This is a genomic window from Glaciimonas sp. PAMC28666, from assembly GCF_016917355.1.
GTDB lineage: Bacteria > Pseudomonadota > Gammaproteobacteria > Burkholderiales > Burkholderiaceae_D > Glaciimonas.
Genome location: NZ_CP070304.1, coordinates 5,055,685 through 5,070,230 on the forward strand (window position 1 = coordinate 5,055,685; position 14,546 = coordinate 5,070,230).

Below are 14,546 nucleotides of genomic sequence, written 5' to 3' on the forward strand. Positions count from 1 at the left end.
GGCGCTGGCGAACTCCTGCCAACGCATTGTGTTTGTTAGTTGGTATGCTTTTTTCGTACTATCTGGACTTGTTACGGATGCTTCTTTTTGCTTCTTTTTGCTTCTTTTTGCTTCTTTTTGTTACTATTTTTGTGGCTTTTTTTTGTCGCTTTTTTTGTCGATTTTTTTAATTATTTACGGTGATCTTGTGATGACAGTATTCGATCGGCTCTCAAACATTCCTTCTTTTTCGCTATTTTTTATTGCCGATTTGTTTGCCATCGTACGTCTGTTGGGCCATTTTTTTTAATTCACCCTTCAACAGTTTCCCTGTGGCCGCTGCGGGTAACGACTGCATGACAATAATCTCGGACGGACATTTGTAGGGCGAAAGCAGATTCGCCAGATAGCTTTGCAACTCCGTCACCGAGACCGGATGTTGTGGATTGAGCTCGACAAAGGCAACCACTTCCTCGTTGCCGTTTGTGACCTGTCGCCCAACCACCGCCGATTGCGTGACTGCCGCATGCGCATTCAGCGCCGCTTCTATTTCCACCGGATAGACATTAAAGCCCGAGCGAATGATCAATTCTTTGGTGCGACCGGCGATGAACAACGCACCGTCGGGATTCTGCCGTGCGAGATCGCCGGTATTCAACCATCCATCCCCTTGCAGGACGCTGGCCGTCAATTCGGGCGCCCGGTAATAGCCCTTCATGACATTTGGGCCGCGTACCCATAACTCACCGGTTTGACCGGGTGTCACCGCGCTATGGTTTTGATCGACAATCCGAATCTCAATGCCCTCAATGACTTCACCAACCGAGGTATCCGAACGCGGCGCGCCGCGTTGGGTATGGCTAACACTGGGTGATGTTTCGGTCTGACCATAGCCGTTATGGAGAGGCATGCCGAACATTTTTTCAACTGTCTTCTTGAGTGCTGGATCGAGCGGTGAACCGCCTGCGTACATTAAGCGCAAATTGGGCGCTTTTGGTGACACATCAGATTTCTCACATAGCTCCAGCAGATGCGCATACATTGCGGGAACGCCGAGTAATACTGTAATGCCGTCGTGTTCCAATGAAGCGAGCAACTCCTTAGGCGAATACCGCTGCGCCAGATGCAGACACGCGCCCGCATACAGTGTGGCTAACATGACAGAGGCCAGTCCGAACACATGCGATATCGGGAGCAGTCCGTAGACCCGATCCTCAGCGTGGCGTAGTCCGGCAGAACCGGCTGCGACGAATAGCAGGTTACGGTGCGTCAGCATGACGCCTTTAGGCGTGCCGGTGGTCCCGGTTGTATAAATCAGCGCAGCTACCTGTTCCGCGTTTGCAGCAGCAACCGGTTCGGCGATACAGTCGCTGTTGAGTGGACCGACTGCTAGCTTGCCTAACAGCCGGACATCCGAACAGGTAGCGCAGTGCCGCTGGGCATGTGCGTCAGCTTCGGCAGACGAGGCGCTTAAATAAAGCGTGCGGCGCGGTTCACAGTGATCGCGAATTGTCGCTATTTCGGTCGCTGAAAGGCGGGCATTGACGATCACAATCCAGACATCGAGCGCCGCCGCGGCAAAGATCAGTGCTACTTGCGCTGCACAGTTTTCACCAACCAGCATGACGCGATCACCGGGACGCACCGCGATTTCGCGCAGCAATGTGACACCAGCTTCCACCGAGTTCCACAGATCCGCGTAGGTCCAGATTTCGGCACGGTCGCGGAGCGCAGGCGCGTTGGGCGTCACAGCGTTCCAATAACGCACAATGTCGCTCAGACGCGCTGGCAAATCCTCTACTCGTTGGCCTAGCTGTGCCAGCGGGGTGTTCGCTTGATCCAGAATCATCGTATTTCCCAGATTAAAAATGGCGTCCCATATTTACTTCAACGCCGCGCACTAACTGTACCAACCGTGGCCCAAGGTCATTCATCAGTGCATCCAACGACAATAAGAAAGCCGGGCCGCCACAATTAAATGCCATCATTTTTTCGCCTTCGGGATCGATTAACGGAACGCCGACTGCATATATGCTGGCCTCCCATTCCCCTACCGATACGCAAAAACCGTGATCTTGAAAATCTTTAAAACCCTGCTCGATCCCGGCCTTAACTTTTGGCCAGTTTTCTTCATCACGTAAGCGGATGTGATCCATCAGGAAATCACGTTCCGCTTGCGGCATCCCACACATCAATGCCTTGCCCATGGCAGTGGTTGCGAGTGGAATGCGCGAACCGACTTCACGCCGCAAGGTTACCGCCGAGCTGCCACGGCAAGCCTCCACGTACACCAGGCTAAGCCGATCGCGAATTCCCAGCGCCACATTGCATTGTGAATATTCAGCCAGGTCCTGCATGAGGGGACGTGCCAGCTTGCGAACGTCCAGATTCGACAGTAACGAATACCCTAGTGCGAGTACGCCAGCGCCGAGCTGGTATTTGCCTTGATCTGCCGAAAAATTCAGATAGCCGAGTTTGGTTAAGGTATAGGTCAGACGCGAAATGGTGGGCTTTGGCATCCCGGTTCGCTTGGCAAATTCGGTATTGGTGAGATACACCTCGTGCGGTCGAAAACAGCGCAAAATTTCCAGACCACGCGCCAAAGCATTCACGAACTGACGATCTTTGGTTGAGTCGTCATCGCTAAACGTCTGAATGTCGTGTTCCTCGTGTTTCATATGCAGCCCCAGCTTCGGTGATTCTGGTCGCGGCGAATTGCCAACGCAGAAAAATAAGGCTCCATATTTACATAGGCAAAACCAAACTGTCAATAATTTTGCGAAACATTGGTTCGTTGTGCGGAATTATATAAAAATCGCATTAATCAGAATCGGCGTGAAAAAACCGCTCCGGCCGACTCCTGTGAACGGTCAGAAAATTTCAGGCATTGCACGCGTGCATTTAGATTTCACTTTCATTTCATCGAGATCATTTACAGCCATATCGAAAATGGGGTATTGTTCTCCATGCTTTTATTTTGCGAACCATTGTTTCGCTATGCGAAATAAATAAAGCCACACTTATCTGAGACAACTACAATGACCAATTCACTCGACGCCGCATTGACTATGAACGCTAGTGATGTCGTCACTTGCATAATAAGTGGCCAGATTCTTCAGGTTACGATAAATAACCCGCCTGTGAATGCACTGGGTGTTGAGGTCAGGCGGGGCCTGCTGGCCGCAATCGCCGCTGCCGATGCTAATGTCGACGTCAAGCTGGTGTTAATCGTGGGCGCCGGGCGCAACTTTATTGCAGGTGCGGATATCCGTGAATTTGGGAAACCGCCTTTGGCACCGTCGTTAACAGAGGTATGTAACCGAATCGAGGCCTGCGGCAAGCCTGTGCTGGCGGCGATCCACGGCGCGGCGCTGGGCGGTGGTCTGGAAATCGCACTCGCATCCCACTACCGGCTCGCGCTATCCGGCGCAAAATTGGGATTACCTGAAGTCCAGCTGGGCCTGATGCCCGGCGCGGGTGGCACCCAACGGATGCCGCGTCTGATCGGCGTGAAGGCGGCGCTGGATCTGATATTGAGCGGAAGGCATCTCGGTGCAGAAGAAGCGCTCGCGCTTGGACTGATTGATCGCGTGGGTCGCAGCAGCGACGCGTTAGCGGAAGGTTTAGCCTATGCGCAGGAATTGCTGGCGACGGCTGCACCATTGCGCCGCACCCGCGATGCCACTGCGCTGGCGGACAGCGCGGCCAACGCCACGGCCATCGCCGCAGCTCGGGTCGCAACGGCAAAGAACGCACGTGGACTATTTTCGCCGTTGAAGATTATCGAAGCGGTGGAAGCCTCATTCTCCCGTTCTTCGCCTCAATCCTTCGAGGATGGATTGCAACTCGAACGTACGTTGTTTGTTGCCTGCATGGATAGCCCGCAACGGGCTGGATTGATCCATGCGTTCTTTGCAGAACGGCAGGTTCTGAAGTCACCGGAGACCCGCGCCGCCCAGCCGCGAACGCTGACCGAGGTGGGCGTGGTCGGTGGCGGCACGATGGGCGCGGGGATCGCCGTCGCATTGCTGGATGCTGGCCTGTCGGTCATCATGGTTGAGCGCGACGCAGTAGCGTTAACCCGAGGACTGGCCAATGTGGAAAAAGTCTACGACGGCTTGATTGCCAAAGGCCGTCTTAGCGCAGAAGCGAAGGCCGCCACCATGTCGCGTTTCAGCGCCAGCCTGGCTTACGCATCTCTGGCGCGGGTTGATCTGGTGATCGAAGCGGTGTTCGAAGATATGGCTGTCAAGCAGGCGGTGTTTGCTGAACTTGATCAAGTCTGCAAGCCCGGTGCAATTCTTGCCACCAATACATCCTACCTCGATATCGACGCTATCGCGGCCAGTGTTTCACGCCCCGCGGACGTCATTGGACTGCATTTTTTCTCCCCCGCCAACATTATGAAGTTGCTGGAGATTGTGGTTCCGACAGGCGTCGCACCGGAGGTTGTCGCCACCGCATTCGCCCTCGCGCAGAAATGTCGCAAGGTACCGGTTCGGGCCGCTGTGTGTGACGGGTTTATCGGCAACCGCATTCTGGCGGTTTACCGTAAGGCGGCAGATGCGATGATGGAGGATGGTGCCTCGCCCTACCAGATTGATCAGGTGTTACGCGATTTCGGTTATCCGATGGGTCCGTATCAGGTGGCAGATCTGGCCGGTGGCGATATCGGCTGGGCTACGCGCAAACGACAGGCCGTTACTCGCAATCCGAACGCCCGTTATGTACAGATCGCCGACCGCCTGTGCGAGCGCGGCTGGTTTGGACAGAAAACCGGGCGCGGCTATTATCTGTATGCTGACGGTGCCCGCACCGGCACTCGGAACCCAGAGGTCGAAGCGATCATCAGCACTGAACGCGAGCGCGCCGGGATCGTGCCGCGCACTTTTACGGACGCTGAAATACTCCGCCGCTATATGGCCGCGATGATCAATGAAGGTGCCAACGTGGTACATCAACGCATCGCGCTACGGCCACTCGATGTCGATGTTGCTCTATTGTACGGTTACGGTTTCCCGCGTTATCGCGGCGGTCCGATGCATTATGCCGACACGGTAGGTTTGCCCTCTGTGCTGGCCGATATCGAGGCTTACGCGAAGGAAGATCCGTTGTTCTGGCAACCATCCCCTTTGTTGGTCGAACTAGTCGCACGTGGGGCTAATTTTGCCAGTCTGAATAGTGCCGAATAAGGCTAAATTAATACGAATAAGTAAAAGGGTATAAGCAAAGCCGAACCGTGCCGACCAATACCGCACAGATTTTTCACTGAGTCAATCCGCAAGATAATCGTACCTGCGTCCTTAAGGAGCAACACCATGCGTGAAGCCGTCATCGTTTCTACCGCCCGCACCCCACTTACCAAGGCACACCGCGGCGAATTCAATATCACGGCTGGACCAACGCTGGCCGCCTTCGCGGTGCGCGCGGCAGTGGAACGCGCGGGTATCGATCCGGCGCTCATTGAGGACGCAATCCTCGGTTGCGGTTATCCGGAAGGCAGCACCGGCCGCAACGTCGCCCGTCAGGCCATCATCCGTGCCGGGTTGCCGCTAGGCATCGCAGGGGTGACAGTGAACCGCTTCTGCGCGTCCGGATTACAGGCCATTGCCATGGCGGCGGGCCGCATTATCGTCGATGGCGTACCGGTCATGATCGCCGGTGGCGTGGAGAGTATTTCGCAAATCCGAACGCGTGAGGACGGTGACAGCGGAATGGATCCGTGGATCGTCAAAAACAAACCCGAACTGTACCTCTCAATGATCGACACCGCGGACATCGTCGCGGCCCGCTACGGCATTAGCCGTGAAGCCCAGGACCGATTTTCCGCCGAAAGCCAGCGCAAGACCGAAGCAGCGCAACTGGCGGGCCGCTATCTTGAAGAAATCGTGGCCTGCACCACGACGATGGCGTTGACTGACAAGACAACCGGAGTGATCTCCCAGCGCGAAGTCACGATCGATGCTGACACCTGCAACCGGCGCGGCACGACTTATGACGGACTGGCGCGACTTGCTCCCGTCAATGGGCCTGAGAAGTTTGTCACCGCTGGCAATGCCTCGCAACTTTCAGACGGCGCTTCAGCCTGTGTCATGATGGAAGCCAAAGACGCTGAGCGCGCCAACCTGCAACCGCTAGGTGCGTTTCGTGGCTTGGCGCTGGCTGGTTGCGAACCCGACGAAATGGGTATCGGACCCGTCTTTGCGGTCCCAAAACTGCTGGCGCGGCACGGCCTGACCGTTGACGACATCGATTTATGGGAACTCAATGAAGCCTTTGCTTCGCAAGCCATTTATTGCCAGCAACGGCTCGGCATTCCGGACGAACGGCTTAATGTTAACGGTGGTGCGATCTCAATCGGGCATCCGTTCGGCATGACCGGCGCACGTCTGACCGGCCACGTGCTGCTGGAAGGTCGGCGGCGCGGTGCCAAATACGCCGTGGTGACGATGTGCATTGCCGGCGGCATGGGCGCGGCTGGCTTGTTCGAAATATTTTAAATTGCTTGAAATGTTAACGGAGGATTGAGATGGATTTAAATTTCACACCCGCAGAAGAAGCTTTCCGCAGCGAAGTCCGCGCTTTTTTGGCCGAGCGACTGCCTGCGCGCCTGTCGGACAAGGTGGCGCACAGCAGGCATCTGACCAAAGCCGATATGGAAGAATGGCACGCGATTCTCAACGCGCAAGGCTGGCTGGCGAATCATTGGCCGGAGGAATACGGCGGACCGGGCTGGAACGCGATTCAAAAGTTTATATTTGAGCACGAATGCTGTCTCGCCAACGCGCCGCGGATTGTGCCGTTCGGCGTGAATATGCTGGGACCGGTATTGATCAAATACGGTAACGCAGCGCAGAAGAATTATTGGCTGCCGCGCCTGCTCGATGGGGCCGACTGGTGGTGTCAGGGTTATTCGGAGCCGGGCGCGGGTTCGGATCTGGCCGCCGTCAACACCAGCGCGGCGCGTGGTCACGATGCGCAGGGCGAGCATTACCTGGTCAACGGGCAAAAAACCTGGACCACACTTGGTCAACACGCCAATATGATTTTTTGTCTCGTCCGGACCAATCGTGAAGCCAAGAAACAGGAAGGCATCAGTTTTCTGCTCATCGACATGCAGACGCCGGGCATTGAAGTGCGCCCGATTATTACCCTGGATGGCGAACATGAAGTCAACGAAATATTCTTCACCAACGTCAGAGTCCCGGTAGAGAATCTGGTCGGTGAGGAAGATAAAGGCTGGACTTGCGCCAAATATTTGTTGACCTATGAGCGCACTAATATTGCGGGTGTCGGCCTTTCCGTTGCCGCCTTGGCGCGGCTTAAACAGCTGGCTGCGCAACAAATTCGCCACGGACAGCCGCTCGATCAGGACCCATTATTCGCGGCCCGTCTGGCACGCGTCGAAATCGACCTTGAAAATATGAAAACGACTAACCTGCGCATGATCGCTGCGGTCGCAGGCGGTGGCGTGCCGGGTGCCGAAAGCTCGATGCTAAAGATCCGCGGCACCGAAATTCGCCAGGAAATTTCCTCGCTGACGCGCCGGGCGGTGGGACCATATGCGCGTGCCTTCGAGGAGAAGGCGCTGCACGAAGACTATCAGGGTCCACCAATCGGTCCCGAGGAAGCCGCCAGTGCTGCGGCGCTTTACTTCAATAATCGCAAGCTGTCGATCTTTGGCGGCTCCAACGAAATCCAGAAGAATATCATCGCCAAGATGATTCTCGGGCTGTGAGGATACGACCATGAACTTTGAATACACAGAAGAATGTCGCATGCTGGACGATAGCCTGAACCGCTTTATCGCCGAGCAATATAGCTTTTCCACCCGTGACCAGATAGTTAAAACACCGCAAGGCTTCAGCCCTAAAATTTGGCAACAATTCGCCGAACTTGGTGTGATTGGTGCGCTGTTCAGGGAAGCCGATGGCGGTTTCGGCGGTAGTGGTTTTGATATCACCGTGGTGTTTGAGGCGCTGGGTCGCGGGCTGGTGGTTGAGCCATTTCTCGGTGCCGTGCTGGCAGGAGAGGCCATCGCTGCAGCGGGGAATGATGCGCAAAAGAAAGTGTTACCCCAGATCGTCGATGGCACACTTATCGCTGCCCTCGCCCATGATGAAGCCGATAGCCACTACGAATTGGCGCACACGCACACGCGGGCTACCCGCAGCAGCGACGGATGGGTGTTAAACGGCACCAAGGCAGTGGTGCTGCACGGCGAACAGGCTGACCTGTTTGTCGTCGCAGCGCGCAGCGCGGGTGCCACCGCGGATGCGGCCGGTATTTCGCTGTTTTTAGTGCCGTCGACAACGCCCGGTGTGATTGTACGAGGTTGCCCCGCCATCGATGGCGGCCGCGTTGCGGAACTGCATTTGCATGACGTTGTGCTAGGAGCTGACGCTCTGCTGGGGACCGCACATGAAGGCTACGCCACGTTGGAACGGGCGATTGGGCGCGGCGTTCTGGCCTTATGCGCTGAAGCACTGGGTGCCATGGAAGCAGCCAAATCTGCGACGCTCGATTACCTACGCACGCGCAAGCAGTTCGGTACGCTGATCGGCAGTTTTCAGGCTTTACAGCACCGTATGGCGGACGTACTACTGGAGATCGCCCAAGCCCGCTCAGCCGTGATTAATGCGGCCGCCGCTTTGGACGCAGACCACGTGACCCGCGAGCGCGCGCTATCTGCCGCCAAGTTCAGCATCGGCCGGATCGGGACATTGGTCGCGGAGGAAAGCATTCAACTGCATGGTGGCATTGGCATGACTTGGGAACTGCCGCTGGCGCATTACGCCAAGCGCCTGATCATGATTGATCATCAACTGGGCGATGCCGACCATCATTTGCAGCGCTATATTGCGCTCGGCAAAGCCACCAAGGACGCTACGCAAAGCGCCAGCGCTTCGGCCCTGCCAGCATGAATGCCGCCCTCTTAACCCGTCAGGAAGGTGCGGTGTTCATCCTGACCAACAATAATCCGGCGGCCCGCAATGCGATCACCGCTGGCTTATATGCCGCCTTACCGGCGGCATTGCGCGCCGCGCAAGCCGATCCGACAGTTGGTGCTATTGTGCTGACAGGCACGGGCGATTTCTTCTGCGCCGGTGGGGATCTGAAGCAACTTGCCACCCGCCGTGAATTATCGTTGCCGCAACGCCACGAGCGAATTGCGTGTCTGCACGATCTGATCCGCGCCATCCGCGCTTGCGAAAAACCGGTGATCGCTGCGGTCGAAGGCGGCGCGGCCGGTGCCGGTTTATCGCTGGCGATGGCTTGCGACCTGCTGGTGGTGGCCCGTGACGCGTCCTTTTCAATGGCGTATGTCAAGGTCGGCCTGACGCCGGACGGCGGTGCTACCGCATTTCTGGCTGAGTTCGTCTCGCGTCAGATTTTGACCGAACTCTGCCTGACCGGCGCGCCCATGACGGGCGAGCGTCTGCACGCAATGGGCGCCGTCAACCGGCTCACCGAGAAGGGTGCTGCGCTGGCAGAGGCAATGGTATTGGCAGCACGCATCGCTAAGGGGCCAGCGCGCGCGACCGCGCGCATCAAGGCGCTTTGCGGACATGCTTACGGTGCCGATCTGGACGCTCAAATGACGCTGGAAGCAGAATTGATGGCGGTATCTCAGGGCGACGACGAAGCCGCAGAAGGAATGACTGCTTTCTTCGCTAAACGTTCGCCGGATTTCGTGGCGCTACGCGGCAAGTCGACGTAACCTTGATGTCAATCCGCCTTTTTCCTGCGTCTCAGTGCGCGCAGGTTTCCAATCTCAGGAGTATTGATGTCTGATAAAAATTCTACGCTGCCGTTGGCGGGCGTTCGCGTTCTTGATCTTTCCCGCGTTTTAGCCGGGCCTTGGTGCGGTATGGTTCTGGGTGATCTGGGTGCTGAAGTGATTAAGATTGAGCATCCTGAACGTGGTGACGATACCCGCGACTGGGGTCTGCGAGTTGGCTCTACCGAGACTACGTACTTCAACAGCGTGAATCGTAACAAGCGTTCGATCACACTTGATCTGCAAACCGCCGAAGGCCAACAAATCGTGCGCGATCTGGCAGCGAAGTCGGATGTGGTTATTCAGAACTTCAAGTTTGGCGGGATCGAAAAGCTGGGGCTGGGTTACGAACAGCTAAGTGCTGATCATCCGGAGTTAATCTATTGTTCTATCACCGGCTACGACCGCACCGGCCCGGAAGCCACCCGGCCCGGCTATGACCTGGTGATTCAGGGCGAGGCCGGATTGATGGCGTTGAACGGCGAAAGCGATCAACCGCCGCTGAAATTTGGCGTTGCCGCGGTCGACTTATTTACCGGGATGTATTCAGCCCAGGCAATTCTGGCAGCGCTGTTCGAGCGCCAGAAAACCGGTAAGGGGCGTCACATCGGCATGGCGCTTTTCGATTGTGGCCTGATGATTACGGCCTACTATGGCTTGGAGGCACTCCTGACGGGCGAGGATCCGCTACGTTATGGCAACGCGCACCCGTCGATCGTGCCCTACGGCGTTTTTCATGCCGAAGACGGACCGCTGGTAATCACTGTCGGCAACAATCGGCAGTTCGTGCGCTTTTGTACAGAGGTGATCGAGCGCCCCGATCTGGCGAGCGACGAGCGTTTTAAGACCAACCTCAACCGGGCCGCGAACCGAGACATACTGAGCCCACAACTCACGTACGAGCTTGGTCGCAGAAAGCGGAAGGATTTACTGGAAAGTCTGGCCCGCGCTGGTGTACCCTGCGGGGAAGTCGCAGGTCTGCATGAAGCGCTGACCTCACAGCGGGCCACCGATGCCGGGCTGGTGGCTACGCTGCCGCACCCTGAGGTGGGCAGCATCAACGTGCTGGCACCCCCTTACCGTTTCGACGGCGAGCGATTACCGGTACGTAAAGCGCCGCCGCAACTGGGCGAAGGGACCCACGAATTGTTGCAATCGCTACTCGGCTTGTCGGACGAGAAAATTGCACAGTTGCAAGCGGATGGGGTCGTGTAAACCGGCTTCTGCTGCGGCTTATTCAGGGTTTCAACTTAACCGCTTCAACTTAACAGTTTGAACTTCACCGTCTCAACTTCACCGCTTGATTTACAATCGCCTATAACCAACGAAAGCCGCCATGAGTACGCAAAAAAACCACTTCAATCACGAAGATCCGTTGCTGTTGGAATCACAATTGAGTACGGAAGAGCGCATGGTGCGCGATACCGCCCGTACTTATGCGCAGGAGCGATTGCTGCCACGTGTGCAACAGGCCTTCCGCAATGAGGTCACTGACCGTGCCATTTTTAATGAGATGGGCGAACTAGGACTGCTCGGCCCTACTATTCCGGAGGCTTACGGCGGCGTCGGTTTGAATTACGTCTCCTACGGGCTGATCGCACGCGAAATTGAACGGGTCGACTCCGGCTACCGCTCAATGATGAGTGTGCAGTCGTCGCTGGTCATGGTGCCGATCAATGAGTTCGGTTCCGAGGAGCAGAAACGCAAATATCTGCCAAAGCTGGCCACCGGCGAGTTGGTCGGCTGCTTTGGTTTGACCGAACCCAACCATGGCTCCGATCCCGGTTCGATGATCACCCGAGCGCGTGAAGCCGACGGCGGATTTCTGCTATCGGGAAGCAAAACCTGGATTTCAAATGCACCGATTGCGGACGTGTTTGTGGTTTGGGCCAAGACTGATGACGATGTGATCCGCGGTTTTATACTTGAAAAAGGCTGGAAAGGATTGACGACGCCAGCCATCCACGGCAAAGTTGGCCTGCGCGTGTCCATCACAGGAGAGATCGTCATGGATCAGGTCTTCGTGCCAAAGGAAAATATGCTCCCCGGCGTCAGCGGTCTTAAAGGCCCGTTCACTTGCCTGAACTCGGCCCGCTTCGGGATCGCATGGGGTGCGTTAGGCGCAGCCGAATCCTGCTATGAAACGGCGCGCCAATACGTCCTTGATCGCCATCAATTCGGTCGGCCGTTAGCCGCCAACCAGCTGATTCAGAAAAAACTGGCCGATATGATCACTGAAATCAGTCTCGGTCTACAGGGCTGCCTGCGACTTGGCCGCATGAAGGATGACGGCTCAGCCGCCGTCGATCTCACCTCGCTGATGAAACGCAACTCATGCGGAAAGGCGCTGGACATTGCTCGCGTGGCACGTGACATGCTCGGCGGCAACGGCATTTCGGATGAGTTTTGCATCATCCGCCATATGGTGAATCTGGAGGTGGTGAACACGTACGAAGGCACGCATGATGTGCATGCCCTGATCTTAGGTCGTGCAATTACCGGGATTTCGGCGTTTGCCAATTAATCGCCCTACCCGCCTGGCGGGTACCGGTCAATAATTGAATCACCGGTGCCCGGCGGCGCATTACTCTTTGTCTTTGTCTTTGTCTTTGTCTTTGTCTTTGTCTTTGTCTTTGTCTTTATCTTTGTCTTTATCTTTATTCTTTATTCTTGGTTACTGCTACAAGAGCAATCAGCCAACTAATTGATTTCAGCGACCCGGTGACAAGCCACCAGACGACCGTCGAACTCGGCCAGAGGGGGTACTTCTTCCCGACAATGGCCAACGGCATACGGGCATCGATTATTGAAACTACAACCCGGCGGCGGCGCAAGCGGTGACGGCAGCTCGCCAGCTAGCATCAACTTCTCCTGCCGTTGCGTCGGATCAAGGCGCGGCGTGCTGGCTAACAGCGCTTTCGTGTAGGGATGTAATGGCCGGCTAAATATGTCTTTTTTGCTGCCGTGTTCAACTGCCTTGCCCAGATACATCACCAACACTTCGTCGGCGATGTGCTCTACCACCGATAGATTGTGGGAAATAAACAGATAGGCGACCCCGCTTGCGTCCTGCAAATCCATGAGCAAGTTCAGCACCTGCGCTTGAATTGACACGTCCAGCGCCGATACCGGTTCGTCGGCCACGATCACTTTTGGATCAAGCATCAAAGCGCGGGCGATTGCAACGCGTTGACGCTGCCCGCCCGAGAACATATGTGGAAAGCGATTGTAATGTTCCGGGCGCAGGCCAACCTTCGCCATCATCGCTTGCGCTTTTTCAGCACGTTGCGCCTTGCTTAAGTCGGTGTTAATGATCAGCGGCTCTTCGAGCATGCTGCTGACCTTTTTACGTGGATTGAGGCTGGCATACGGATTCTGAAACACCATTTGCACCAACGGACGCACACGCTTGAGGGTCGCTCTATCAGCTTCGGCGATGTTGGCGCCATCCATCCACAACTCGCCGCCGGTCGGTGGTTCAATCATGGTGATCTGCCGTGCGAGTGTCGATTTCCCACAACCGGATTCCCCCACGACGGCAAGTGTCTTGCCAGGAATGAGGGTAAAAGAGACACCGTCAAGTGCTTTGGCGGTAGCTTTAGGTTTTAACCAGCCCTGCGACACGTTGTAATGTTTGCGGAGGTTTTTAGCCTCTAGCAAGACGTTAGGCTGAATAATGGTCGCTGTCGTTGTGGTCATAGGGCGGTCCTGCTGGCCGTTTGGCTGGCTATGTTGGTGGTTGAGGTGCTGACTGCCGCGCTTTTTAATCCCGCTGGCAATTGATCCGATGGGGTCCAGCCATTGGTCGGATGGCCCGCGCTATCAAGTGGAAAATGGCAACGCACTTGTGACCCTGCCACACCTGTGAGCAGCGGGCGCTCTTCAACGCACCGCGCCACCGCATAACGACAGCGTGGACTAAGCAAGCATCCTGATGGCCGATCGTACAGGCCTGGAACCACGCCGGGAATTGTCTGCAACCGGTCGCGACCGATATTATGTTCGGGCAATGCAGCGAGCAAAGCCTGTGTGTAAGGATGTTGTGGTGTCTGAAAAATGGTGGGAACCAAGCCTGTTTCCAACACTTGCCCTGCATACATCACAACGACCCGCTGCGCGGTTTGTGCTACCACACTGAGATCGTGCGTAATCAACATCAAGGCCATGCCGCGATCACGCTGTAGCTGCAGCAACAATTCCAGCATTTGCGCCTGAACCGTGACATCCAGGGCGGTCGTCGGCTCATCGGCGATCAGCAGACGCGGATTGCAGGCAATCGCGATCGCGACCATGACCCGCTGGCTCATCCCGCCCGACAGTTGATGCGGATAGGCATCAAGGCGTCGTTCGGGATCCGGAATATCCACTTGCTTGAGCAACGCCAGGGCCCGATCCCGTAGTTCTTTATGAGAACCGCCCTGATGGACGCGTAAGGTTTCGATCAGTTGATAGGCGACCGTAAAGGAGGGATTCAGACTTGTCATCGGGTCCTGAAAAATCATCGCGATGTCTTTGCCCAACAACTTCCGGCGCTCTTTCTGTGGCATCTTCAACAGATCACGCCCATCGAATGCCATCCGTTCGGCATTGACGCGTCCCGGATAATCGATCAATCCCATCAGCGCCAGAGAGGTGACACTCTTACCGGAACCGGACTCGCCAACAATACCGACTATTTCTCCTGCTTCAATGGTGAGATCAAGGCCGTCAACGGCCGTAAAAGGAGAAGCGGTTGATCCGAACTCAACCCCGAGATTTTTGATTTCCAGCAATGCCATGGTTGCTC

Annotated in this window: 11 protein-coding genes; 7 read left to right on the forward strand and 4 right to left on the reverse strand. The window is 56.0% G+C overall.

From position 1 onward, the window contains the following. Nucleotides 1-232: 232 nt before the first annotated feature. Both JQN73_RS21750 and JQN73_RS21755 read right to left on the reverse strand, forming a co-directional pair. A complete protein-coding gene (locus JQN73_RS21750; RefSeq protein ID WP_205320981.1) occupies nt 233-1,828 on the reverse strand; it encodes a class I adenylate-forming enzyme family protein in 1,596 nt (531 codons plus the stop codon). A gap of 13 nt (nt 1,829-1,841) precedes the next feature. Further along, nucleotides 1,842-2,657 (reverse strand): IclR family transcriptional regulator, encoded by an 816-nt coding sequence (locus tag JQN73_RS21755; protein WP_205320982.1) that lies wholly within the window; start codon nt 2,655-2,657, stop codon nt 1,842-1,844. Between the two features lie 360 nt (nt 2,658-3,017). Between JQN73_RS21755 and JQN73_RS21760 the strand changes: the two genes are divergently transcribed. From JQN73_RS21760 to JQN73_RS21790, 7 genes are all read left to right on the forward strand, one after another. Beyond that, nucleotides 3,018-5,171, forward strand: a complete 2,154-nt coding sequence (locus tag JQN73_RS21760; RefSeq protein WP_370551279.1) for a 3-hydroxyacyl-CoA dehydrogenase NAD-binding domain-containing protein — start codon at nt 3,018-3,020, stop codon at nt 5,169-5,171. 126 nt (nt 5,172-5,297) lie between these two features. Continuing rightward, entirely contained in the window at nt 5,298-6,479 is a 1,182-nt protein-coding gene (locus JQN73_RS21765; protein WP_205320983.1) for an acetyl-CoA C-acyltransferase, read from the forward strand. A gap of 29 nt (nt 6,480-6,508) precedes the next feature. Then, nucleotides 6,509-7,717: an acyl-CoA dehydrogenase family protein gene (locus JQN73_RS21770; protein ID WP_205320984.1), complete on the forward strand. Its 1,209-nt coding sequence runs from the start codon at nt 6,509-6,511 to the stop codon at nt 7,715-7,717. Nucleotides 7,718-7,727: 10 nt separating this feature from the next. Then, a complete protein-coding gene (locus JQN73_RS21775; RefSeq protein WP_205320985.1) occupies nt 7,728-8,903 on the forward strand; it encodes an acyl-CoA dehydrogenase family protein in 1,176 nt (391 codons plus the stop codon). Continuing rightward, nucleotides 8,900-9,700: an oxepin-CoA hydrolase, alternative type gene (locus tag JQN73_RS21780; protein ID WP_205320986.1), complete on the forward strand. Its 801-nt coding sequence runs from the start codon at nt 8,900-8,902 to the stop codon at nt 9,698-9,700. Before JQN73_RS21775 ends, JQN73_RS21780 begins: the two co-directional genes overlap by 4 nt. A 66-nt stretch (nt 9,701-9,766) precedes the next feature. Beyond that, nucleotides 9,767-10,975: a CaiB/BaiF CoA-transferase family protein gene (locus JQN73_RS21785; RefSeq protein WP_205320987.1), complete on the forward strand. Its 1,209-nt coding sequence runs from the start codon at nt 9,767-9,769 to the stop codon at nt 10,973-10,975. Nucleotides 10,976-11,096: 121 nt separating this feature from the next. Continuing rightward, on the forward strand, nt 11,097-12,284 hold the full coding sequence (locus JQN73_RS21790; protein ID WP_205320988.1) for an acyl-CoA dehydrogenase: 1,188 nt from the start codon (nt 11,097-11,099) through the stop codon (nt 12,282-12,284). 176 nt (nt 12,285-12,460) lie between these two features. On the opposite strand, the gene JQN73_RS21795 is transcribed toward JQN73_RS21790, so the two are convergent. Beyond that, nucleotides 12,461-13,459 carry a peptide ABC transporter ATP-binding protein gene (locus tag JQN73_RS21795; RefSeq protein WP_205320989.1) on the reverse strand — a complete coding sequence of 333 codons (999 nt, stop codon included), beginning with the start codon at nt 13,457-13,459 and terminating at the stop codon, nt 12,461-12,463. Further along, nucleotides 13,456-14,538 (reverse strand): oligopeptide/dipeptide ABC transporter ATP-binding protein, encoded by a 1,083-nt coding sequence (locus JQN73_RS21800; RefSeq protein ID WP_205323523.1) that lies wholly within the window; start codon nt 14,536-14,538, stop codon nt 13,456-13,458. Before JQN73_RS21800 ends, JQN73_RS21795 begins: the two co-directional genes overlap by 4 nt. Nucleotides 14,539-14,546 lie beyond the last annotated feature (8 nt).

Bases quoted from the DNA above. Each gene is read 5' to 3' on its own strand.
- JQN73_RS21750 (WP_205320981.1), bottom strand. From the start codon at position 1,828: ATGATTCTGGATCAAGCGAACACCCCGCTGGCACAGCTAGGCCAACGA.
- JQN73_RS21755 (WP_205320982.1), bottom strand. From the start codon at position 2,657: ATGAAACACGAGGAACACGACATTCAGACGTTTAGCGATGACGACTCA.
- JQN73_RS21760 (WP_370551279.1), top strand. From the start codon at position 3,018: ATGACCAATTCACTCGACGCCGCATTGACTATGAACGCTAGTGATGTC.
- JQN73_RS21765 (WP_205320983.1), top strand. From the start codon at position 5,298: ATGCGTGAAGCCGTCATCGTTTCTACCGCCCGCACCCCACTTACCAAG.
- JQN73_RS21770 (WP_205320984.1), top strand. From the start codon at position 6,509: ATGGATTTAAATTTCACACCCGCAGAAGAAGCTTTCCGCAGCGAAGTC.
- JQN73_RS21775 (WP_205320985.1), top strand. From the start codon at position 7,728: ATGAACTTTGAATACACAGAAGAATGTCGCATGCTGGACGATAGCCTG.
- JQN73_RS21780 (WP_205320986.1), top strand. From the start codon at position 8,900: ATGAATGCCGCCCTCTTAACCCGTCAGGAAGGTGCGGTGTTCATCCTG.
- JQN73_RS21785 (WP_205320987.1), top strand. From the start codon at position 9,767: ATGTCTGATAAAAATTCTACGCTGCCGTTGGCGGGCGTTCGCGTTCTT.
- JQN73_RS21790 (WP_205320988.1), top strand. From the start codon at position 11,097: ATGAGTACGCAAAAAAACCACTTCAATCACGAAGATCCGTTGCTGTTG.
- JQN73_RS21795 (WP_205320989.1), bottom strand. From the start codon at position 13,459: ATGACCACAACGACAGCGACCATTATTCAGCCTAACGTCTTGCTAGAG.
- JQN73_RS21800 (WP_205323523.1), bottom strand. From the start codon at position 14,538: ATGGCATTGCTGGAAATCAAAAATCTCGGGGTTGAGTTCGGATCAACC.